This is a genomic window from Azonexus sp. MM2026_4 (assembly GCF_055901855.1).
Genome location: NZ_CM148380.1, coordinates 4186787 through 4207138, shown reverse-complemented (window position 1 = coordinate 4207138; position 20352 = coordinate 4186787). Strand labels below are relative to the sequence as shown.

Sequence of the window (20352 nt, the reverse complement as noted above, 5' to 3'; positions counted from 1 at the left end):
CATCAGCGGCGCGTTGCCGCGAGCAAGGCGCTGGCCGCGCCGATCCGCTCGCCGAGCGGCACCGATGCGTCATTCATCACCGCCAGCAGGAAGGCCGCCGGATCGGCAAAATGCCCGGACAACGGCGAAGCGCCTGCAACCGGCGCCTGAAGCGGTGTCGGCAGTTGGGGCATTGCCTTGGCCAACAGCCGGTCGTCGATCGCCCTCAAACCGGCCAGCATTTCCGCCTGGCGTTCCGGGTTCGGCGGAAACTCCAGACCCGGCTCGCTGACGAACATGCTGCCCATGCCGGGATCGATGAAGGCCGACCAGCGCTCGAGGTCGGCGTCGAAAGCGGGAACCAGCGGCACCGCGGCAACGCCGCTCAAGGGATGGCAGCGCAGGCGCTCGCCCGGCAGATCGCTCAAGCAGGCCGCCCGCAGGCCGTCGCAAAACGCAGCCAACTGCGGCAGCGGTTGCGGCGTCGCGAAAGCCAGCCAGAGGGTGAACGCGCCAGAAACGGACACCGACAGCGCCGGCCTCGGCAAGGTCAGCTCTTCGGCGAGGTAACGCAGGGTTTCGCCAACGCTCGGCCAGTCCCTGGCTTGCGGGAATTCGACGAGCAGCGCCCGGGCCGCGCCAGCGGCGTCAATCAGCGGTAGTTGCGCGGCGTCGGCAGCAAGGTCGGCGGCAGCGTAGAGACGCCGCAGTTCGGCGAGCAACGCGGGCTGCATCAGCCGACCTGGGCGATCTTCGCCTTCGGCCCCGGCGGATGCTTGATGAAGTACTGGCGGATGCCGCGCATGATGGCGTCGGCCATCTGCTCCTGATAGGCGTCGTCCTTCAGGCGCAACTCCTCTTCCGGATTGGAAATGAAGGCGGTCTCGATCAGCGCCGACGGAATGTCCGGCGCCTTGAGGACGGCGAATCCTGCCTGCTCGACGCTGGTCTTGTGCAGGTGGTTGATCGAGCCGAGTTCGCCGAGCAGGTACTTGCCGAGCTTGAGGCTATCGTTGATGGTCGCCGTCTGCGACAGATCGAGCAGGGTGCGGGCCAGGAAAACGTCCTTGGTCTTGGCCAGATTGACGCCGCCGATCAGGTCGGCACTGTTTTCCTTCTGCGCCAGCAGGCGGGCCTGGGTGCTCGACGCCCCCTTCTCGGACAGGACGAAGACCGAAGAGCCGCGCGCGTCGGGCTTGATCCAGGCATCGGCATGGATCGACAGGAAAAGATCGGACTGGATGCGACGTGCCTTCTGCACGCGCACCTGCAGCGGAACGAAGAAATCGCCGTCGCGAGTGAGCACGGCGCGCATGTTCGGCTCGGCGTCGATACGCGCCTTCAGGCGGCGGGCAATCGCCAGCGTGACGGCCTTTTCGTGGGTACCGCGCTTGCCGACGGCACCGGGATCTTCGCCGCCATGCCCGGGATCGAGCATGATCGTCACCAGCCGGTCCACCACGGCCTTGCCGGAACGCTTCGCCACTTGCGGCTCCGGCGGCTCCGCCGGCTTCGCTTCCTTGCCGCCGAGATCCTGCCCCGGCTTGAGCGGCTCGACCGCGTCGCGCCGCCCTTCGAGCAGCGCCATCAGGGGATCGGCCGGCGTTTCCGGATAGATGTCGAGGACCAGACGGTGACCGTATTCGCCAACCGGCACCAAGGAGAAAACCTGCGGCACGACACGCGTTTTCAGCTCCATCACTAGGCGGACGACGCCCGGTTTGAAGCGGCCGGCCCGCAGCAGCTTGATGTAGGGATCGTCGTCGCCAACCTTGCCGGCCAGACTGTCGAGCACGCTGTTGAACTCGACACCCTCGATGTTGACGACCAGCCGCTCGGGATTCTCGACAGTGAAATGGGTAAATTTCAGCGGCGCATCGTGTTCGAGCGTGACCCGGGTGTAATCGGCAGCCGGCCAGATGCGTACCGCGACGATCGCCGGTCGGCTGGCGGCGCGACCGGTGAGCGGCGTGACCGAGAGAACTAGCGCGCTGCCGGCGTAGCGCAGGAGCTGCCGACGGCGCGGATCGAGGCGATGGTCCTTACGCATGACGCCCCCCTTTCCGAGATGGCTGCAAGTTCGGCGACACGCGCGCCACCGGCGTGACGCAGGAGAACGCGGAGATCGGCTTCGGGCACGCAGCCGGCCGCCTTGTCGGGCCATTCGACCAGGCAGACGGAGGCGTCGTTGAAGTATTCACCAAATCCCGCATCGAGGAATTCCTCGGGTGACTCGAAACGATAAAAATCAAAGTGATACAAGTATAAACTCGAAACTACGTAAACTTCAACCAAAGCGTAGGTCGGACTCTTCACCGGACCGCTGTGTCCGAGCGCCCGGATCAACGCCCGCGCCAGCGTCGTCTTGCCGGCGCCGAGCTCGCCTTCGAGGTAGATCACCAGCCCCGGCTGCAACGCCTGCGCCAGTTCGGCGCCGAGGCGCTGGGTCGCCGCCTCGTCGGGCAGATCGAAAACGGCGGTAACATCCGGGCTATGCATGATCAGGACTCCACTGTGGACGCTGCGGCGCTCAAGGCGCGCATTCGGGAACTCGGCCGCGGGCTGGGCTTTGCCGAGGTCGGGATCGCCCGCGCCGAACCGGGCGCGGCGGTCGACCGGCTGCGTGCATGGCTGGCCGCCGGCATGCACGGGGAGATGGATTATATGGCGCGCCACGCTGAACTGCGCGCCGCCCCGCAACTGCTGCAGCCGGGCACGCTCACCGTGATCTCGGTTGCACTCGACTACCTGCCGCACGCAAACACCGCCGACCGCCCCGGCCAGGCAGCGATCTCCCGCTACGCCCTGGGTCGCGACTACCACAAGGTGGTACGCGGCCGATTGCAGAAGCTGGCCAGCGCCATCGGCGAATTGGCCGGCCCCTACGGCTACCGCGTCTTTTCCGATTCGGCGCCGGTAATGGAAGTCGAATACGCCCGTCAGGCCGGGCTCGGCTGGCGCGGCAAGCACACGCTGCTGCTGTCGCGCCAGGGATCGTGGCGCTTTCTCGGTGAAATCTACTGCGACCTGCCGCTGCCGCCCGACGCGCCGACCGACGAACACTGCGGCTCCTGTCGCGCCTGCCTCGACGCCTGCCCGACCGGTGCCATCGTCGCGCCCTACGTCGTCGACGCGCGGCGCTGCATTTCCTACCTGACGATCGAACTCGCCGGCGCCATCCCCGAGGCATTCCGGCCGCTGCTCGGCAACCGCATCTACGGCTGCGACGACTGCCAGACCTGCTGCCCGTGGAACCGCTTCGCCCAGCTCGGCGACCGCGAATTCGCGCCGCGCCACGGGCTCGACTCGGCCTCGCTGGTGACGCTGTTCGGTTGGAGCGCGCAGCAGTTCGACGACCGTCTGGCCGGCAACCCGATCCGCCGCATCGGCCATCAACGCTGGCTGCGCAACATTGCCATCGGGCTCGGCAACGGCCCGGCGACGGACGAGGCAATCGCTGCCCTGCAGGCCCGCGCCGACGATCCTTCGGCGCTGGTCCGCGAGCATGTCGCCTGGGCCCTGGCACGACTCGGCAGTTCCGGCTGAGGGCCACACGTTCATCTCCCTTTCAGGCTCTTCTGCTCTAATGAGCGGATATCGATCCGGACCACCTCCAGCCGCCGACTTCCCAATGAATTCCTTCAAACAACGTGCCGCACGGCGCATCGCCGCCATCAGCCTGCTCCTGGCATTCATCAGCGGCCCGCTCGCCTGGCTCATCTCGCGCGAGATCGCCGAGGAAAACATGGTCTCGCTGGCGATGGAGGAGTCCCGCCACATCCTGGGCGACCGCGACAGCTTCGCCCTTCCCGCCGAGAAACAATTGCCGCTGCGCGCCGATGAAGCGGCGCTGGCGATCACCGGTGGCCTGTTCGACATCGCCGAAATCTACGACGCCGATGGCCGCAAGCTGGCCGAAGCCAGCACGCCGGCCGGCGAGGCGATCGAATCGCTGCTACCCAAGCATGGCCGGCCGAATTACCGGACACCCAATTATCAGAGTCTGAAATTACCCGAACAGGGCTGGATCCTGCGCATCTTCGTCCCCCTGGAGGGGCACGACACCGAACGCCCGGCCGGCTATTTCGAAGGCGTGCGCATCGTCCCCGAATGGCAGAAGGAAGAGCTGATGCGCGGCGCGCTGACCATGGCGCTGATCGTCGCCGCCGCCTCGCTGCTCTGCGGCCTGACCATCTACCCCTTCGTCGTCCACCTGTCGGCGGAAAATTCGCGGCGCGCGGAAGCGCTGCTCGAATCGCACCTGTCGATGATGGAAGCGATGGGCCGCGCCGTCGCCCGCCGCGATTCCGATACCGGCGCCCACAACTACCGGGTGGCCTGGATCGCCGCCTGCATCGGCGAAGCGCTCGGGCTGGAACGGGCGGCGATGCAGGCCTTGATCGTCGGCAGCTTCCTGCACGACGTCGGCAAGATCGGCATTCCCGACGCCATCCTGCTCAAGCCCGGGCGACTCGACGCCGAGGAAATGACGATCATGCGCACCCATGTCGCGCAGGGCGAGGCGATCGTCGCCGGTATCGGCTGGCTGGACGAGGCAGCGACCGTGGTTGCCGGCCATCACGAAAAATGGGACGGCAACGGCTATCCGCGCGGTCTCAGCGGCGAAGGTATCCCGCTGGCGGCGCGCATCTTCGCCATTGCCGACGTCTTCGATGCGCTGGTTTCACGCCGTCCGTACAAGGAAGCGATGCCGTTCGCCGCCGCCATCGACATCATCCGCCACGACAGCGGCAGCCACTTTGACCCGGCACTCGCCGAAATCTTCCTGAAGATCGCCGCAACGCTGCACGCCCGGCTGCAGGGTTGCGACGAAGCGGGGTGCCGCCGACTGCTCGACGAAAAGGTCCGCCACCACTTCTTCGAAAAGGGCTGAACCGCTAACGCTTCAGCGTTCGACCGGCCGCGCCGGGTCGGCGCACCACTCGCTCCAGGAGCCGCCGTAGAGCCGCGAACCGGGCAGGCCGGCGATTTCCATGGCGAGGATGTTGTGGCAGGCGGAAACGCCCGAACCGCAGTAATGGACGACCGCAGCCGGGGCATCGCCGGCGAGCAGGGCGCGCCATTCGCTGGCAAGTTCGGCCGCCGGCTTGAAGAAGCCGTCGGCGGCGAGGTTGTCGCCGAAGAAACGGTGGCTCGCCCCGGGAATGTGGCCGGCCACCGGATCAATGATTTCGTTTTCGCCGCGGAAGCGGTCGGCGGCCCGCGCATCGATCAGACGCCGGCCCGGCGAATCCAGCCCGGCCAGGACATCATTGACGTCAACCGTCCACGGGCGCAAGCGCGGCTGGAAATCCCCCGGCACGGCATTCGGCCGTTCCGTACTCAAGGCCCCGCCGGCCTGGCACCAGGCTGCCCAGCCGCCGTCGAGCACGGCGACGGTATCGTGGCCGAGCCAGCGCAACAGCCACCAGAGACGGCTGGCGATCATGCCGTTGCCGTCGTCGTAAGCGACCACCCGGGTCTGCCGGTTGATGCCGAGCGCCGTCAGCCTGCCGGCCAGCACCTCGGGATCGGGCAGCGGATGGCGACCGTTCTGGCCGTTCATCGGTCGCGACAGGTCGCGGTCGCAATGCAGGAAGAAAGCGCCGGGCAGATGCGCTTCGCCGTAGGCCCGCTCGCCGTAACCGACATCGGCCAGTTGATGGCGGACATCGACGATGCACCAGTCGGGCTCGCCGAGCTGCGCCAACAACTGCGCCGGCCGGATCAGCGGACCGCAGCTCAAGCCTCGGCTTCCAGCCACTCGTCGGCCGCGGCGGGATCGTCGAAGACCTGCACGTCCGCGTTGACGAAGGTCTGCGAAAGCCAGGCGCTCCAGGTCACCCACTCGCTGTCGGTAACGACGGCCACGCGGTTGAAATCGTTGGCGTGGGCACGCGAGAACTTGACTTCCTCCCAAGCGACGTCGAGCGTCAGCGTGCCCATCTTGGTCAGGTCGAAGAACAGGTTGACCGGCCCTTCGAACTTGATCTTGTAATTGACGACTTCCTCGAATTCGCGATAGTCGGCCAGCGTGAATTCGCCGAACACCGAAACATTGACCCGGTGGGCGTTGTGGTCGATGACGATCATGGTTTGCTCCGTTGTTGTTGTGGTCCCAGTTTAATCCTGCTCCACCGGGCTGGCACGCGAAAAATGCGTCGCCGCGATGCCCGACAGGACGATCAGGCCGATCGCCGCCCACGCCGACGCCGGCAGCACTTCGCCCCAGAACAGCATGCCGGCGAGGCTGGAAAAGATCACCGTGCTGTAGGCCAGTGCCGCTGACAGCAAAGTCTTGCCGCGCGAGTAGGCGCGCGTCATCGCCAGCTGGGCGAGCGTCGCGAAGCCGGCGACGCCGAACAGCAGCAGTCCGCTGTCGGCGTTGACCGGGTGGATCTCGCCAAAGACGAGCCAGACGGCGGCACAGACGCTGGCGACGAGCGAAAAATAAAAGACGGTGCGGATTTCCGATTCGCCGCGAGCGCCCAGTTCGCGCACGCTGAAGTAGGCCATCCCGGCCATCACGCCGGAGGCGAGTCCGACCAGACCGCCGACCAGTTGCTCGGCCTGGAAGGTCGGCTTGAGCAAGAGAATGACGCCGGCCAGGCCGAGCGCCAGCGCGCCGAGCATGCCGCGCCGCACCTGCCAGCCGGCCAGCGCCAGATAGAGTGCGAGAAAGATCGCCGAGGTGTAGTTGAGCGTCACCGCGGTCGCCAGCGGCAGCAGGGTGATCGCGTAGAAATAGCCGAACAGCGCCGCAAAGCCGACCAGGCCGCGGGTGATCTGCCAGCGCCAGTGCGGCGTTGCCAGCCGGACGCCGCGCAGGCGAACCAGCCCGAACATCAGCAGCAGGGAGATGAAACTGCGGTAGAAGGTGATTTCGACCGCCGAATGGGTCTGCGCCGCCAGCTTGACGCAAACGCCCATGCAGGCGAACAGGAAACTGGCGGCGATCATCCACAGGGATTGCATGCGTGACTCGACTCGGGCGGCACGGCCGGGCTTCGGGCCACGGACCGGCAGGGGCAAAGAAAAGGGCGCCGGATTCTACCCCGACGCCCCGGTTGACCGCGGAAGCGGTTGAAAAATCCGCTCAGCGGCCTTCGATTTCCTTCTGCATGATGCGCCGGTAGAACTCGTGGAAGTGCTGCATGCCGTCCTCCATCGGGCTCTGGTACGGGCCGACCTCGTTCTTGCCTTCGGCCAGCAGGGCCTTGCGGCCGCGGTCCATGCGCTCGCCGATGTCGTCGTCCTCGATCGCCGTCTCCATGTAGGCGGCGCGCTCGGCCTCGATGAACTCGCGCTCGAAATCGACGATTTCCTCGGGGTAGTAGAACTCGACGACGTTCATCGTCTTGTTCACGCCCTGCGGGATCAGCGTCGACACGACCAGCACGTGCGGGTACCACTCGACCATGATGTTCGGATAGTAGGTCAGCCACACCGCGCCCTGCGGCGGGGTCTGCCCGCGGTCGCCGTAGTACTCGCGGACCACCTTCTGCCAGCGGTTGTAGACGCCGGAAGTGGATTCCTTGAGCAGCGAAGTGATGCCGACCTTCTGTACCGAGTACCAGTCGCCGAACTGCCAGGTCAGGTTGTCGCAGGTGACGAAGTTGCCCAGGCCGGGGTGATAGGGCACGACGTGGTAATCCTCCAGATAGACCTCGATGAAGGTCTTCCAGTTGTAGTTGCACTCGTGCATCTCGACATGGTCGAGCTTGTAGCCGGAAAAGTCGAAATCGCGCGTGGTCAGCATGCCGGCCAGATCGACGTTGGCCGAACGCGGTCCCTTGAAGAGCAGGCCGTTCCAGTTTTCCAGCTTGACCTTGTCGAGGTTCAGGCAGGGGTTCTGCGGGAAATGCGGCGCCCCGATCAGTTCGCCGGATTGCTCGTAGGTCCAGCGGTGAATCGGGCAGACCACCGGCCCTTCGAGCTTGCCGGCGCCTTGCAGCATGATCGCCTGGCGGTGGCGGCAGACGTTGGACATCTGCCAGATGCCGGCATTCGGCCCGGCCGCGCCGCCGTTGAGCAGCATCTGGCCGTGGTCCTTCCATTCCTGGGTACGATAGTTACCCGCTTCCGGCACCATCAACTGGTGACCGACGTAACCCGGACCGGCATCGAAGATGAGTTTCTTCTCCAGCGCATGAATCCGTTCATCGAAATACCAGTCCACCGGCAGTTGGGAAACTGCAGGGGCCAACCGGGACGAAGTCGCCATGTCGGACATTCCTAGCCTCCAGCGGGTTAAAAAAGGATGTCGATTTTATCCTGAATTTGACCGAAATACCCCGCATGGAGTATTTTCATATGTTTCCTGAACGACCAAGTCATGGATCCCACCCCGATTGCCGAGATGAAATTCGAGGTCGCCCTGGCCGAACTGGAAGCCACTGTCGCCAGCATGGAAAACGCCCAGCTTGAACTGGCGGACTCGATTGCCGCGCACCGACGCGGCATGGCGCTGATCCAGCACTGCCAGAGCCTGCTGGCGAAAGCGGAAGAAGAAGTACGCATCATCGAGAACGGCGTCGCCCGCGACGTCGATCGCAACACCCTGGAGGCCCAGTGAGCCTTTCCTTTGCCGACTGGATGGCCGCTACCCAGGCCCGTACCGAAACCGCGCTGGCCCGCTGCCTGCCCGCCGCCGAAGCGATTCCGCAACGCCTGCACGACGCCATGCGCTACGCCACGCTGGGCGGCGGCAAGCGTGTCCGCCCGCTGCTGGTCTTCGCTGCCGGCGAACTGGCCGGCGCCGACGCCGCCCGCCTCGATGTCGCCGCCTGCGCGGTCGAGCTGATCCACGCCTATTCGCTGGTGCACGACGACCTGCCGTGCATGGACGACGACGTGCTGCGCCGCGGCCGGCCGACCTGCCACGTCGAATACGACGAGCCGACCGCGCTGCTGGTCGGCGACAGCCTGCAAACGCTGGCCTTCGAACTGCTGGCCAGCCAGCCGCTCGGCGAACGCCAACTGGAAATGATCGCCCTGCTCGCCCATGCCAGCGGCTCGCGCGGCATGGCTGGTGGTCAGGCGATCGACCTCGCTTCGGTCGGCAAGCCGCTCGAACAGGCCGAACTGGAGCTGATGCACGCGCTGAAGACCGGCGCCCTGATCCGCGCCGCCGTGCTGCTCGGCGCCCTCGCTGGCGCCCCCCTGAGCGAAACCGAACGGCTGCAGCTCGACCGCTTCGCCAAGCGCGCCGGCCTGCTCTTCCAGGTGGTCGACGACATCCTCGACTGCACGGCGAACACCGCGACGCTCGGCAAGACCGCCGGCAAGGACGAGGCCGCCGCCAAACCGACCTACGTCGCCCTACTCGGCCTTGAGCGTGCCCGCGCCTACGCCGACGAACTGCGCAGCGAGGCGCTGGCAGCGCTGAACTGTTTCGGCCAGCGCGCCGACCGGCTGATCCAGCTCGCCGACTTCATCTGCCACAGGCAATTCTGAACATGACTTACCCGCTGCTGGAAACCATCGACCGCCCCGCCGACCTGCGCGCCCTGGAGCGCAAGCAACTCGACCAGGTGGCCGGCGAACTGCGCGATTTCCTGATCGAATCGGTGTCCGGAACCGGCGGCCACCTGTCGTCCAACCTCGGCACCGTCGAATTGACGATCGCCCTGCACTACGTCTTCAACACGCCGGACGACCGCCTGGTCTGGGACGTCGGCCACCAGTGCTACCCGCACAAGGTGTTGACCGGGCGCCGCGCCGGCATGAACAAGCTGCGCATGCGGCACGGCATCGCCGGCTTCCCCAAGCGCTGCGAGAGCGATTACGACACCTTCGGCGTCGGCCATTCGTCGACCTCGATCTCGGCGGCGCTGGGCATGGCGCTGGCCGCCAAGCAGAAGGGCGAGGCGCGCCAGGTGGTCGCCGTCATCGGCGACGGCGCGATGTCGGCCGGCATGGCCTTCGAGGCGCTGAACAACGCGGGCGTCGCCGACGCCGACATGCTGGTCATCCTCAACGACAACGAGATGTCGATCTCGCCGCCGGTCGGCGCGCTGAACAACATCCTGACCCGCCTGACTTCGAGCAAGACCTTCAACGCCGCCCGCTCGGCCGGTCGCCACATGCTCGGCTTCGCCCCGCCGCTGCTTGAACTGGCGCGCCGCGCCGAGGAACACGTCAAGGGCATGATCGCCCCGGGCACGCTGTTCGAGGAGTTCGGCTTCCACTACTACGGACCGATCGACGGCCACGACCTCGACGCGCTGATCCCGACCCTGGAAAACCTCAAGGGCATCAAGGGACCGAAGTTCCTTCACGTGATCACCAAGAAGGGCCAGGGCTACAAGCTTGCCGAGAGCGACCCCATCCTCTACCACGGCGTCGGCAAGTTCGCGCCGGGCGAAGGCATCCTGTCCGGCAAGGGCGGCGGCAAGCTGACCTATACCCAGGTCTTCGGCGACTGGCTGTGCGATCAGGCACGCGCCGACGCGCGCCTGGTGGCGATCACCCCGGCGATGCGCGAAGGCTCCGGCCTGGTCCGCTTCGCCCAGGAATTCCCCGGCCGCTACTACGATGTCGGCATCGCCGAACAACACGCCGTCACCTTCGCCGCCGGGCTGGCCTGCGAAGGTCTGAAGCCGGTGGTCGCCATCTACTCGACCTTCCTGCAGCGCGCCTACGACCAACTGATCCACGACGTCGCGCTGCAGAACCTGCCGGTCGTCTTCGCCGTCGACCGCGGCGGTCTGGTCGGCGCCGACGGACCGACCCACCACGGCAGCTTCGACATCTCCTTCGCCGCCTGCATTCCCAACCTGACGATCATGGCCCCGGCCGACGAAGCCGAATGCCGGCGCATGCTGTCGACCGCCTTCGCCCACGACGGCCCGACGCTGGTCCGCTACCCGCGCGGCGGCGGCACCGGCAAGCTGCCCGCTCCCGAGCTGGACACGCTGCCGCTGGGCAAGGCCGAGGTCCTGCGTCGCGGCAGCAAGGTCGCCCTGCTCGCCTTCGGCAGCCTGGTGCCGGCTGCGCTGGCCGCCGGCGAAGCGCTCGATGCGACGGTAATCAACATGCGCTTCATCAAGCCGCTCGACAGCGCGCTGATCGGCGAACTCGCCGGGAACCATTCGCTGCTGGTCAGCATCGAAGAGAATGCCGTGATCGGTGGCGCCGGTTCGGAAATCGAACGCCTGCTGGGCGAACGCGGCATTACCACCGCCGTGCTGCGCCTCGGTCTTCCCGACCAGTTCGTGGATCACGGCGAACAGGGCCAGCTCCTCGCCGAGCTCGGCCTCGACAAGGAAGGCATCGTGCACCGTGTGCGCGAACGCCTCGACAACCCGCTCTAACGGACAGAACAGCCTCATGACCCCGACTCCCATCCCCGACGTACAAAGCTCTGCCGACACGCGCCAGATCGCGATCAACAAGGTCGGCATCAAGGCCATCCGCCACCCGATCAAGGTTCAGGACAAGGCCGAAGGCATCCAGCACACGATCGCCGTCTTCAACATGTACGTCAGCCTGCCGCACAACTTCAAGGGCACGCACATGTCCCGCTTCGTCGAGATCCTGAACTCGCACGAACGCGAGATTTCGGTCGAAAACTTCCCGACCATGCTGCGCGACATGGTCATCCGCCTGGAAGCGGAGAGCGGCCACATCGAGATGAACTTCCCGTATTTCATCAACAAGACGGCACCGGTTTCCGGCGTCCAGAGCCTGCTCGACTACGACGTCACCTTCATCGGCGACATCTGCGGCGGCGAGATCGTCACCTCGGTCAAGGTCGTCGTCCCGGTGACCAGCCTCTGCCCCTGCTCGAAGAAGATTTCCGAACGCGGCGCCCACAACCAGCGCTCGCACGTCACCGTCACCGCCCGCACCAACGACTTCATGTGGGTCGAGGAACTGGTCCAGCTGGTCGAGTCTGAAGCCTCCTGCGAACTCTACGGCCTGTTGAAGCGCCCGGACGAGAAGTACGTCACCGAGCGCGCCTACGACAACCCGAAATTCGTCGAGGACATGGTCCGCGACGTCGCTGCCCGCCTCAACGCGGAAACGCGAGTCGACGCCTACGTCGTCGAATCGGAGAACTTCGAGTCGATCCACAATCACTCGGCCTACGCCCTGATCGAGCGCGACAAGCGGACTGGCTGAAGCGCGCCGAGGCAACCATCCCAAAGGCGCTGCGGCGCCTTTTTTATCGTTCGCAGTCAACAAAAAAAGGGGCCGAAGCCCCTTTTTTCATGTCCTGCGGCCAACCGTCGATCAGGCAGAAGCCTTCTTCGCCGGCAGCTTTTCCTTGATCCGGGCCGACTTGCCCGAACGATCGCGGAGGTAGTACAGCTTGGCGCGACGGACATCGCCGCGACGCTTCAGCTCGATCGAGGCGACCAGCGGCGAATAGGTCTGGAAGGTACGCTCGACGCCTTCGCCCGAAGAAATCTTGCGGACGATGAAGGACGAGTTCAGGCCGCGGTTACGCTTGGCGATGACAACGCCTTCGTAAGCCTGCAGACGCTCGCGGTTGCCTTCCTTGACCTTGACCTGGACGACGACGGTGTCGCCCGGGGCAAATTCGGGAATGGTCTTGCCCAGGCGGGCAATTTCTTCTTGTTCCAGCTGTTGAATCAGGTTCATGTGAGATCCTTTTTGTAAAACATTACTCACCGCATTGCTCCGCGCCGGAAATTTCCGTGAGGAGTTGCGTCTCTTCCGCAGTCAGACTGCGTTGCGCCAGCCATTCGGCAAACAGCTCCGGTCGGCGCTTCCGGGTCCGCGCCAGCGACTGTTTCAGCCGCCAGCGACGAATTTTTTTGTGATCGCCGGAGATCAGCACTTCCGGCACCGGCATTCCCTCGTAAACCTCGGGACGGGTGTAGTGCGGACAATCCAGCAAACCACCGACAAACGAATCTTCCACCGCCGAGGCGGCATCACCAAGCACCCCCGGCAACTGGCGGACGACGGCATCGATCAACACCATCGCCGGCAACTCGCCACCGGAGAGCACGAAATCCCCGATCGATATTTCTTCATCGACGCAACGCTCGATCAGACGCTCGTCAATTCCTTCATAGCGACCGCAGAGCAGGATCAGCCCTTCTCCGCCACTCGCCAGCCGCATCACCCGCTGATGCGTCAGCGGCGCACCTTGTGGCGACAGGTAGATCACCCGGCTCGCCGCCACCCCAGCCGCGGCCTGCGCGGCCTTCGCCGCAGCGATCGCCTTCTCCAGCGGCGCAGCCTGCATCAGCATGCCCGGACCGCCGCCGAAAGGCCGATCATCGACCCGGCGCCAGGCGTTTTCCGCGTAATCGCGCGGATTCCACGCCTGCCACGCCCACCTTCCCTCTTCCAGCGCCCGGCGGGTAATCCCACTGTGCGTGACGGCTGCGAACATTTCCGGAAACAGCGTCACCCCGTCGAAACGGATCACCAGTCGCAACCCCAGGCCACCCGGATCACACCGGCCGGCTTGTCCACTTCGAGAACGACCGCATCGACGAAAGGCAACAGCCTCTCCTCGCCAGCGTCATCGACCACCTGCAGCACATCGTTGGCGCCAGTTTCGATCAGACCGGCCACCTTGCCGAGCAAGGCACCTTCTTCGTTAACCACAGCCAAGCCGAGCAATTCGGCCCAGTAAAACTCGTTGTCGCCGGTTTCCGGCAAGGCCTCGCGCCGAACGCCAATCAACTGGCCTTTCAACGCTTCCGCCGCCGTCCGGTCGGCAACCCCGGCAAACGACACGACCAGACCGTCACCGTGCGCCTTCAGGCCGCTCAGTTCAACCTCGCGCCAAGGCCCACCTTCCCGGCCCAGATACCAGACGGGTATGCCACGCCAGCCAAGCGGATCATCCCCGAAAGGATGCAACCTGATCCAGCCGCGGATTCCGTACGCTTCGGCAAGCCTGCCGAGGACGACAATATCGTTGCTGGACAAGGCGTTACGAAACTCAGACAGCCTGCTTGGCGCTCTGCTTGACCAGGCGAGCAGCGGTCGGCGACAGCTGAGCACCCTGTTCCAGCCAGTAGGCCAGGCGGTCGGTGGCGATACGCAGTTGCTCGGCAGCACCGGAAGCGACCGGGTTGTAAAAGCCGATGCGCTCGACGAAACGACCGTCGCGGCGATTGCGGGAATCGGTGACGACCATGTTGTAGAACGGGCGCTTCTTGGCGCCGCCACGTGCGAGACGGATAACAACCATGTGAATACTTTCGTAAGCAGGGAAAAAGACGCAAGATTATAGCGGTTTGTCGATGAAAAACAAGCCACTTAAGACGGGGCCGCCGACCACAACACCACCCCTTGGTGCCGAGCGGGGAAGTTTTTGCTATTCTTTACAAATCATGGCAAAAATCGCAAACAAGGAAGCTCCCCCGGAGAGCGAGGAACTGGTCAAGGGCATCCTGGAATGGCTAGCCTTGGCACACGGCCATTCCGAGGATGCAGAGGAACTTCTGCAGCAAGTCCTGAAACTGCGCGAAGCGGCCATCGGACCAGTAGCGCACGTCAAGTTGCTCGACCTGATCTTTGCGCATGCCGAATCCGTTCTGCAAGCCGAACTGCCCAACCTGCACCAACCCACCCTGCCGGTCGCCCGCAAGACTCGGCAGAAAATCAAGACGCTCCTGAAAATACTGGAGGCGTTGGCCCAGGAATATTTCAACACCCTGGCAGCCCATTACAGCCCCCAGGATACCTTGCCCGACGAGCGCATGCAGGCTTCGCTGCGCCGCGCCGTTCAGGCCATCGGCACTCAAATCCACATTCACCACCTGGTTGCGGCACCACCCGGCAACGGACTTTGGCAACAACTCAATGCCGCATACCGAACCGCCCGCCGACTCGGGATTGAACGAATGACCGGCGCTGCCGCTGGCAGCAGCAGCATCGAGCGCCTGTACGTCGATATCCTGCTGAAGGCAATCGCACAACCCGCCTCGTTTTCGTCGGCCGAACTCGAATTGATCAGCACCCTGACCGACAGGTTCGGCCATTTGATCACACTCAGCGACACACCGCTCAGCGGCGACGACGTCTTCTGGATCGATCTCGAACGCGACAGCCCGGCTTACGCCATGGCAAGACGCCAACCCGGCGAGGGCATCAGACCGCTTTATTTTTCCGGTGGCGAGTTGGCCGGGGAAATCCGCCTGATCGGCATTGCCCTCGCGGCCGGCACCGATCCCGTAACCCTGGATCTGCCAAGACTGGCGAGCGAGCCTGCCGGACGCAGCGTCCTGCGCCGCCTGGAAAAACTCTGGGGTTTTCCGGCCAAGCGCAAGTTTCCGCGTCGGCGCCACGCCTATCGCGCCCGTCTCTGCCTTGGCCTGGAAGGCCTGTATCGCCTGCTGCAGCATCAGGAAGACAGCGACGACATCAGCGAATGGATGGTCACCAACGAAAGTCCGGAAGGCTATGCCCTGATGCACATGAGCGGCAGCACCGCCTGCCTGCGTGTTGGCGACATCGTCGCGATCCAGCCCCGTGACGAGTTTTCACCGCGCTCCGACAACTGGCATGTCTGCATCGTCCGCTGGGCGATTTCGGAAAACCCGGAACATATCGAGATCGGCTTGCAGGTGCTGGCCACGCGGGCGCTGGCGGCACGAATCGCCGACCCCGGCCAGGTGGCCAATGCCCCGCTGACCGCCCTGGTACTGCCCGAGGCCCCGCCGCTGCGGCCGGCGCAGTCGCTGATTGCACCGACCGGCTGTCTCGGCGAGAATCGCCGGCGCATGGTATTGCTGATCGAACAAGGCAACCTGCAGGTCCGCGAGGTCCAGACCGGCCCCCTGAGCGAACAAACCGGCGTCGTCGAAATCTTCACCCTGCTGCCCGACGGCGACGATTGAGCACGGCGGCTATAATCCGCCCCCATGCACGATATCCTTGTCCTCTACTACAGCCACCACGGCTCGGTGCGCACGCTGGCCGAACGCCTGGCCCGCGGCATCGATTCGGTTGCCGGCACCCACGCCAGGCTGCGCACCGTGCCGCGCGTCACCACCGTCTGCACCAGCGGCGAACCGTCGATCCCGAGCAGCGGCGCGCCCTACGTCGAGATGCGCGACCTTGAAGAATGCGCCGGCCTGGCGCTGGGCAGTCCGGTCCGTTTCGGCAACATGGCGGCACCGATGAAATATTTCTGGGATGGCACCATCGCCGCCTGGCAGAACGGCACCCTGGCCGGCAAGCCGGCCTGCGTGTTTACGTCGAGCGCGAGCCAGCACGGCGGCAACGAAGCGACGCTGCTGAGCATGATGTTGCCGCTGTTGCACCACGGCATGCTGCTCATGGGCCTGCCGTACACCGAACCCGAACTCGCGTCGACCAGCAGCGGCGGCACGCCTTACGGCGCCAGCCACGTTGCCGGCGCTGGCGGCAATCCCCTGCTCAGCGACAGCGAAAGCCGGCTGGCCTTTGCCCAGGGACAGCGCCTGGCACGCCTCGTCCTGCAACTGGAGCAGCGATGACCCCGCGTTTCTACCAAAACCTGACCATCGTCAGCCTGATCGCACTGACCTTCCTCTGCCTGGCCTGGGAGGCCTGGCTGGCACCGCTGCGCCCGGGCGGCTCCTGGCTGACGCTGAAGGCAGTCGTGCTGCTGGCGCCGTTGTTCGGCATCCTGCATGGCAAGCGCTACACCTACAAATGGCTGTCGCTGCTGATCCAGTTCTACCTGCTCGAGGGCCTGACCCGCGCCACCAGCGATCACGGCCTGGCGCAGTGGCTGGCCGTCGGCGAGACGCTGCTCGCCGTCGTCGTCTTCGCCGGGGCGGTGATGTTCATCCGGTCGACGCGCGGCGCCGGAGCAAAATGAAAAGGCCGCGCCCATGGGCGCGGCCTCTTAAGTCGCTGCAACAACACTGGCTCAGATGTCGTCGCCCTGGGCGCGTACCTTGTCGAGCGTCGATTCGAGCTTGTTCAGCGCGTTCAGGTAGGAACGCGCCGAGGCGATGACGATGTCGGTATCGGCCCCGTTGCCATTGACGATGCGGCCGCCCTTGGCCAGCCGCGTCGTCACCTCGCCCTGGGCGTCGGTGCCGGTGGTGATCGCATTGACCGAGTAGAGCAGCAATTCGGCGCCGCTGCCGGCGATGCTTTCGATCGCCTTGAAGGTGGCATCGACCGGCCCGCCACCACTCGCCTCGGCCTTGTGCTCGACGCCACCGACGTTGAGGATGACCGTCGCCTGCGGCATTTCGCCGGTTTCCGAGGTGACCCGCGAATAGACCAGCTTGTAGTGCTCCTGCTCCGGCGTCACGACCTCGTCGGAGACCAGCGCGTGCAGATCCTCATCGAAGATCTCGTGCTTCTTGTCGGCCAGTTCCTTGAAGCGGGCGAAGGCGGCGTTCAGCGTCTCGTCGCTGTCCAGCTCGATCCCCAGTTCCTGCAGGCGCGACTTGAAGGCATTGCGCCCGGAATGCTTGCCGAGCACCAGCTTGTTCTGCGTCCAGCCGACATCCTGGGCACGCATGATCTCGTAAGTCTCGCGGTGCTTGAGCACGCCGTCCTGGTGGATACCCGACTCGTGCGCGAAGGCATTGGCGCCGACGACGGCCTTGTTCGGCTGCACCGGGTAACCGGTGATCTGCGAGACAAGCTTGGAAGCGGCGACGATCTGCGTCGTATCGATGCGCGTCTCGACCGGGAAGACGTCGGCACGGGTACGCACGGCCATGACGATTTCTTCCAGCGCGGCGTTGCCGGCGCGTTCGCCGAGGCCGTTGATCGTGCATTCGACCTGGCGGGCGCCGGCCAGCACGGCGGCCAGCGAGTTGGAGACGGCCAGGCCGAGGTCGTTGTGGCAGTGCACCGACCACACCACCTTGTCCGAGTTCGGCACGCGCTCGATCAACTGGCGCATGGTCTCGGCGTACTGCGAGGGAATGTTGTAGCCGACCGTGTCAGGCACGTTGATCGTCTTCGCCCCGGCCTTGATCACCGCTTCGAAGATGCGGCACAGGAAATCGATTTCCGAACGCCCGGCGTCCTCGGCCGAAAACTCGACGTCGTCGGTGTATTGCCGCGCCCAGCCGATCGCCTTGACCGCCTGCTCGACCACCTGGTCGGGACTCATGCGCAGCTTCTTCTCCATGTGGATCGGGCTGGTCGCGATGAAGGTATGGATACGACCGGATTTAGCCGGACGGATCGCCTCGCCGGAGCGGGCGATGTCGTTCTCGCTGGCGCGGGCCAGCGAACAGATCGTCGAGTCCTTGATCGCCTGGGCGATCGCCTGGATCGATTCGAAATCGCCGGGCGAGGCGGCGGCAAAGCCGGCCTCGATGACGTCGACGCGCATCTTCTCGAGCTGGCGGGCGACGCGGATCTTCTCTTCGCGCGTCATCGACGCGCCGGGGCTCTGCTCGCCGTCGCGCAGGGTGGTGTCGAAAATGACCAGATGTTGTTTCATGTGTACTCCGTGAGACTCAGACCGGCTTGCGCTTCACCAGGCCGACGGCGGCCAGGATGTAGCCGGACAGGCAGTAGCCGACGAAGAAGGCGAACAGCGCGATTTCCGGGCTGTAGGCAACCAGCGCGAAAACCAGGGCGATCGCGGCAATCGAGAAGAAGGGCACGCTCTTCTTCAGATTGACGTCCTTGAAGCTGTAGTAACGGATGTTGGAGATCATCGTCACGCCGGCCAGCACGGTCAGCGCGCAGGCAATCCAGCGCACGTCGCCGCCCGGCACGCCAGCAACGATCATCACCCAGACCAGGCCGGCGACCAGCGCCGCCGCCGCCGGGGAAGGCAGGCCCTGGAAGAAACGCTTGTCCATCACTTCCAGCGTCGTGTTGAAACGCGCCAGACGCAGCGCGGCACCGACGCAATAGATGAAGGCGGCGATCCAGCCGATGCGCCCGAGGTCGCGCAGCGCCCATTCATAGGCAACCAGCGCCGGCGCGACGCCGAAGCTGACCATGTCGGACAGCGAATCGTACTCGGCACCGAAGGCCGACTGGGTATTGGTCAGGCGGGCAACGCGACCGTCGAGACCGTCGAGCACCATGGCGATGAAAATCGCCATCGCCGCCCGTTCGAAATCGCCCTGCATCGCCTGGACGATGGCGAAGAAGCCGGCAAACAATGCCGCCGTGGTGAACAGGTTGGGCAGCAGGTAAATGCCGCGCCGTTTGACTTCAGGATTGAACAGGGCTTTGCGGGGTTTGAGTTCGGTCATGGGCAGCGAGGAAAAGCTGGAACGGTGCAAGGATACACCCTTCCCACAAACAATTTGGGCGGTGCAGTTACCTACACCGCCCAAAGCGTCAAAGCGAACACGGGGCTAGGCGCGCGGGCGAAGACAGTACGTTAGTACGGCAAGCCCAAGCAACGACGCTCCGTGGAGCCGGCGCCAACCTTAGTTCTTGGATTGGTCGACCAGCTTGTTCTTCTTGATCCACGGCATCATGTCGCGCAGCTGGCCGCCGACCGTTTCGATCGGATGCACAGCGTTCAGGCGACGGCGGGCCGTCATCGAAGGATAGTTGGTGCGGCCTTCGAGGATGAACATCTTGGCGTACTCGCCGGTCTGGATGCGCTTCAGGGCGTTGCGCATGGCTTCGCGGGACTGAGCGTTGATGACTTCCGGACCGGTCACGTACTCGCCGTACTCGGCGTTGTTCGAGATCGAGTAGTTCATGTTGGCGATGCCGCCTTCGTACATCAGGTTGACGATCAGCTTCAGCTCGTGCAGGCACTCGAAGTAGGCCATTTCCGGCGCGTAGCCGGCTTCGACCAGGGTCTCGAAGCCCATCTTGACCAGCTCGACGGCGCCGCCGCACAGAACGGCCTGCTCACCGAAGAGGTCGGTTTCGGTTTCTTCGCGGAAGTTGGTCTCGATCACGCCACCCTTGGTGCCGCCGTTGGCAGCCGCGTAGGACAGGGCGATGTCCTTGGCCTTGCCGGACTTGTCCTGGTAGATGGCGATCAGCGACGGCACGCCGCCGCCCTTCAGGTACTCGGAGCGAACGGTGTGGCCGGGGCCCTTCGGGGCGACCATGATCACGTCGAGGTCGGCGCGCGGCACGACCTGGTTGTAATGCACGTTGAAGCCATGGGCGAAGGCCAGGGTTGCGCCCGGCTTGATGTTCGGTTCGACGTCGTTCTTGTAGACCTCGGGGATGTTTTCGTCCGGCAGCAGGATCATGACCAGATCGGCGGCAGCGACGGCATCCTTGACTTCGGCAACCTTGAGGCCGGCGCCTTCGGCCTTGGCCCAGGAAGCACCGCTCTTGCGCAGGCCGACGGTGACGTTGACGCCCGAATCACGCAGGTTCTGGGCGTGGGCATGGCCTTGCGAGCCGTAGCCGACGATGGTGACGTTCTTGCCCTTGATCAGGGAGAGGTCGGCGTCCTTGTCGTAATAAACTTTCATGGAATCCTCT

Annotated in this window: 23 protein-coding genes; 9 read left to right on the top strand and 14 right to left on the bottom strand. The window is 64.8% G+C overall.

The window, feature by feature from the left end; genetic code table 11:
- Nucleotides 1–2: 2 nt before the first annotated feature.
- From AC0KWY_RS19940 to tsaE, 3 genes are read right to left on the bottom strand one after another with little or no spacing between them, the layout of a single operon-like run.
- On the bottom strand, nt 3–713 hold the full coding sequence (locus tag AC0KWY_RS19940; RefSeq protein WP_474027230.1) for a hypothetical protein: 711 nt from the start codon (nt 711–713) through the stop codon (nt 3–5).
- Nucleotides 713–2029 carry an N-acetylmuramoyl-L-alanine amidase gene (locus AC0KWY_RS19935; protein WP_474027229.1) on the bottom strand — a complete coding sequence of 439 codons (1317 nt, stop codon included), beginning with the start codon at nt 2027–2029 and terminating at the stop codon, nt 713–715. Before AC0KWY_RS19935 ends, AC0KWY_RS19940 begins: the two co-directional genes overlap by 1 nt.
- The gene (gene tsaE / locus AC0KWY_RS19930) at nt 1963–2478 is read right to left on the bottom strand and encodes a tRNA (adenosine(37)-N6)-threonylcarbamoyltransferase complex ATPase subunit type 1 TsaE (protein ID WP_474027228.1); all 516 of its coding nucleotides are present in this window, start codon (nt 2476–2478) and stop codon (nt 1963–1965) included. Before tsaE ends, AC0KWY_RS19935 begins: the two co-directional genes overlap by 67 nt.
- On the opposite strand from tsaE, the gene queG reads away from it, so the two are divergent.
- The gene (gene queG, locus AC0KWY_RS19925) at nt 2473–3525 is read left to right on the top strand and encodes a tRNA epoxyqueuosine(34) reductase QueG (protein WP_474027227.1); all 1053 of its coding nucleotides are present in this window, start codon (nt 2473–2475) and stop codon (nt 3523–3525) included. The genes tsaE and queG overlap by 6 nt on opposite strands.
- 85 nt (nt 3526–3610) lie before the next feature.
- Entirely contained in the window at nt 3611–4873 is a 1263-nt protein-coding gene (locus AC0KWY_RS19920; protein WP_474027226.1) for an HD-GYP domain-containing protein, read from the top strand.
- 12 nt (nt 4874–4885) lie between these two features.
- On the opposite strand, the gene AC0KWY_RS19915 is transcribed toward AC0KWY_RS19920, so the two are convergent.
- The 4 genes from AC0KWY_RS19915 to AC0KWY_RS19900 form a co-directional block, all read right to left on the bottom strand.
- Nucleotides 4886–5725 (bottom strand): sulfurtransferase, encoded by an 840-nt coding sequence (locus AC0KWY_RS19915; RefSeq protein WP_474027225.1) that lies wholly within the window; start codon nt 5723–5725, stop codon nt 4886–4888.
- The gene (locus AC0KWY_RS19910) at nt 5722–6072 is read right to left on the bottom strand and encodes a SpoIIAA family protein (RefSeq protein ID WP_474027224.1); all 351 of its coding nucleotides are present in this window, start codon (nt 6070–6072) and stop codon (nt 5722–5724) included. The genes AC0KWY_RS19915 and AC0KWY_RS19910 overlap by 4 nt, the downstream gene beginning before the upstream one ends.
- Nucleotides 6073–6102: 30 nt before the next feature.
- The gene (locus AC0KWY_RS19905) at nt 6103–6954 is read right to left on the bottom strand and encodes a DMT family transporter (protein ID WP_474027223.1); all 852 of its coding nucleotides are present in this window, start codon (nt 6952–6954) and stop codon (nt 6103–6105) included.
- A gap of 121 nt (nt 6955–7075) precedes the next feature.
- Nucleotides 7076–8212 carry an aromatic ring-hydroxylating oxygenase subunit alpha gene (locus tag AC0KWY_RS19900; protein WP_474027222.1) on the bottom strand — a complete coding sequence of 379 codons (1137 nt, stop codon included), beginning with the start codon at nt 8210–8212 and terminating at the stop codon, nt 7076–7078.
- Nucleotides 8213–8314: 102 nt separating this feature from the next.
- On the opposite strand from AC0KWY_RS19900, the gene xseB reads away from it, so the two are divergent.
- Genes xseB through folE2 form a run of 4 tightly spaced genes read left to right on the top strand, consistent with a single transcriptional unit; the run spans nt 8315 to nt 12105 of the window.
- Nucleotides 8315–8554 carry an exodeoxyribonuclease VII small subunit gene (xseB, locus tag AC0KWY_RS19895; RefSeq protein WP_474027221.1) on the top strand — a complete coding sequence of 80 codons (240 nt, stop codon included), beginning with the start codon at nt 8315–8317 and terminating at the stop codon, nt 8552–8554.
- A gap of 20 nt (nt 8555–8574) precedes the next feature.
- Nucleotides 8575–9435 (top strand): polyprenyl synthetase family protein, encoded by an 861-nt coding sequence (locus AC0KWY_RS19890; protein WP_474029764.1) that lies wholly within the window; start codon nt 8575–8577, stop codon nt 9433–9435.
- A 2-nt stretch (nt 9436–9437) separates the two neighbouring features.
- A complete protein-coding gene (gene dxs / locus AC0KWY_RS19885; protein WP_474027219.1) occupies nt 9438–11294 on the top strand; it encodes a 1-deoxy-D-xylulose-5-phosphate synthase in 1857 nt (618 codons plus the stop codon).
- 16 nt (nt 11295–11310) lie between these two features.
- Nucleotides 11311–12105, top strand: coding sequence for a GTP cyclohydrolase FolE2 (folE2, locus tag AC0KWY_RS19880; protein WP_474027218.1), 795 nt, complete (start codon nt 11311–11313; stop codon nt 12103–12105).
- Between the two features lie 111 nt (nt 12106–12216).
- Here folE2 and rplS read toward each other — a convergent pair whose 3' ends face one another.
- Genes rplS through rpsP form a run of 4 tightly spaced genes read right to left on the bottom strand, consistent with a single transcriptional unit; the run spans nt 12217 to nt 14161 of the window.
- Nucleotides 12217–12588: a 50S ribosomal protein L19 gene (gene rplS / locus AC0KWY_RS19875; RefSeq protein ID WP_474027217.1), complete on the bottom strand. Its 372-nt coding sequence runs from the start codon at nt 12586–12588 to the stop codon at nt 12217–12219.
- A 22-nt stretch (nt 12589–12610) separates the two neighbouring features.
- Complete coding sequence (gene trmD / locus AC0KWY_RS19870) at nt 12611–13387, bottom strand: tRNA (guanosine(37)-N1)-methyltransferase TrmD (RefSeq protein WP_474027216.1); 777 nt, start codon at nt 13385–13387, stop codon at nt 12611–12613.
- On the bottom strand, nt 13384–13896 hold the full coding sequence (gene rimM / locus AC0KWY_RS19865) for a ribosome maturation factor RimM (RefSeq protein ID WP_474027215.1): 513 nt from the start codon (nt 13894–13896) through the stop codon (nt 13384–13386). The genes trmD and rimM overlap by 4 nt, the downstream gene beginning before the upstream one ends.
- A gap of 13 nt (nt 13897–13909) precedes the next feature.
- Complete coding sequence (rpsP, locus tag AC0KWY_RS19860) at nt 13910–14161, bottom strand: 30S ribosomal protein S16 (RefSeq protein ID WP_474027214.1); 252 nt, start codon at nt 14159–14161, stop codon at nt 13910–13912.
- A 142-nt stretch (nt 14162–14303) separates the two neighbouring features.
- On the opposite strand from rpsP, the gene AC0KWY_RS19855 reads away from it, so the two are divergent.
- From AC0KWY_RS19855 to AC0KWY_RS19845, 3 genes are read left to right on the top strand one after another with little or no spacing between them, the layout of a single operon-like run.
- Nucleotides 14304–15812, top strand: a complete 1509-nt coding sequence (locus AC0KWY_RS19855) for a hypothetical protein (protein WP_474027213.1) — start codon at nt 14304–14306, stop codon at nt 15810–15812.
- A gap of 24 nt (nt 15813–15836) precedes the next feature.
- Nucleotides 15837–16433 (top strand): NAD(P)H:quinone oxidoreductase, encoded by a 597-nt coding sequence (wrbA, locus tag AC0KWY_RS19850; protein WP_474027212.1) that lies wholly within the window; start codon nt 15837–15839, stop codon nt 16431–16433.
- Complete coding sequence (locus AC0KWY_RS19845; protein ID WP_474027210.1) at nt 16430–16780, top strand: DUF2069 domain-containing protein; 351 nt, start codon at nt 16430–16432, stop codon at nt 16778–16780. Before wrbA ends, AC0KWY_RS19845 begins: the two co-directional genes overlap by 4 nt.
- A gap of 51 nt (nt 16781–16831) precedes the next feature.
- On the opposite strand, the gene AC0KWY_RS19840 is transcribed toward AC0KWY_RS19845, so the two are convergent.
- The 3 genes from AC0KWY_RS19840 to ilvC form a co-directional block, all read right to left on the bottom strand.
- Nucleotides 16832–18376, bottom strand: coding sequence for a 2-isopropylmalate synthase (locus tag AC0KWY_RS19840; RefSeq protein ID WP_474027209.1), 1545 nt, complete (start codon nt 18374–18376; stop codon nt 16832–16834).
- Between the two features lie 16 nt (nt 18377–18392).
- Nucleotides 18393–19145 (bottom strand): CDP-diacylglycerol--serine O-phosphatidyltransferase, encoded by a 753-nt coding sequence (gene pssA / locus AC0KWY_RS19835; protein WP_474029763.1) that lies wholly within the window; start codon nt 19143–19145, stop codon nt 18393–18395.
- Between the two features lie 180 nt (nt 19146–19325).
- Nucleotides 19326–20342 (bottom strand): ketol-acid reductoisomerase, encoded by a 1017-nt coding sequence (ilvC, locus tag AC0KWY_RS19830; protein ID WP_474027208.1) that lies wholly within the window; start codon nt 20340–20342, stop codon nt 19326–19328.
- Nucleotides 20343–20352: the final 10 nt, after the last annotated feature.

Coding starts and splice junctions, on each gene's coding strand:
- AC0KWY_RS19935 (WP_474027229.1), bottom strand. CDS start 2,029: ATGCGTAAGGACCATCGCCTCGATCCGCGCCGTCGGCAGCTCCTGCGC.
- AC0KWY_RS19840 (WP_474027209.1), bottom strand. CDS start 18,376: ATGAAACAACATCTGGTCATTTTCGACACCACCCTGCGCGACGGCGAG.
- queG (WP_474027227.1), top strand. CDS start 2,473: ATGCATGATCAGGACTCCACTGTGGACGCTGCGGCGCTCAAGGCGCGC.
- AC0KWY_RS19845 (WP_474027210.1), top strand. CDS start 16,430: ATGACCCCGCGTTTCTACCAAAACCTGACCATCGTCAGCCTGATCGCA.
- wrbA (WP_474027212.1), top strand. CDS start 15,837: ATGCACGATATCCTTGTCCTCTACTACAGCCACCACGGCTCGGTGCGC.
- rpsP (WP_474027214.1), bottom strand. CDS start 14,161: ATGGTTGTTATCCGTCTCGCACGTGGCGGCGCCAAGAAGCGCCCGTTC.
- dxs (WP_474027219.1), top strand. CDS start 9,438: ATGACTTACCCGCTGCTGGAAACCATCGACCGCCCCGCCGACCTGCGC.
- AC0KWY_RS19890 (WP_474029764.1), top strand. CDS start 8,575: ATGGCCGCTACCCAGGCCCGTACCGAAACCGCGCTGGCCCGCTGCCTG.
- tsaE (WP_474027228.1), bottom strand. CDS start 2,478: ATGCATAGCCCGGATGTTACCGCCGTTTTCGATCTGCCCGACGAGGCG.
- AC0KWY_RS19900 (WP_474027222.1), bottom strand. CDS start 8,212: ATGTCCGACATGGCGACTTCGTCCCGGTTGGCCCCTGCAGTTTCCCAA.
- xseB (WP_474027221.1), top strand. CDS start 8,315: ATGGATCCCACCCCGATTGCCGAGATGAAATTCGAGGTCGCCCTGGCC.
- rplS (WP_474027217.1), bottom strand. CDS start 12,588: ATGAACCTGATTCAACAGCTGGAACAAGAAGAAATTGCCCGCCTGGGC.
- ilvC (WP_474027208.1), bottom strand. CDS start 20,342: ATGAAAGTTTATTACGACAAGGACGCCGACCTCTCCCTGATCAAGGGC.
- pssA (WP_474029763.1), bottom strand. CDS start 19,145: ATGACCGAACTCAAACCCCGCAAAGCCCTGTTCAATCCTGAAGTCAAA.
- AC0KWY_RS19910 (WP_474027224.1), bottom strand. CDS start 6,072: ATGATCGTCATCGACCACAACGCCCACCGGGTCAATGTTTCGGTGTTC.
- folE2 (WP_474027218.1), top strand. CDS start 11,311: ATGACCCCGACTCCCATCCCCGACGTACAAAGCTCTGCCGACACGCGC.
- AC0KWY_RS19920 (WP_474027226.1), top strand. CDS start 3,611: ATGAATTCCTTCAAACAACGTGCCGCACGGCGCATCGCCGCCATCAGC.
- AC0KWY_RS19855 (WP_474027213.1), top strand. CDS start 14,304: ATGGCAAAAATCGCAAACAAGGAAGCTCCCCCGGAGAGCGAGGAACTG.
- AC0KWY_RS19905 (WP_474027223.1), bottom strand. CDS start 6,954: ATGCAATCCCTGTGGATGATCGCCGCCAGTTTCCTGTTCGCCTGCATG.
- AC0KWY_RS19940 (WP_474027230.1), bottom strand. CDS start 713: ATGCAGCCCGCGTTGCTCGCCGAACTGCGGCGTCTCTACGCTGCCGCC.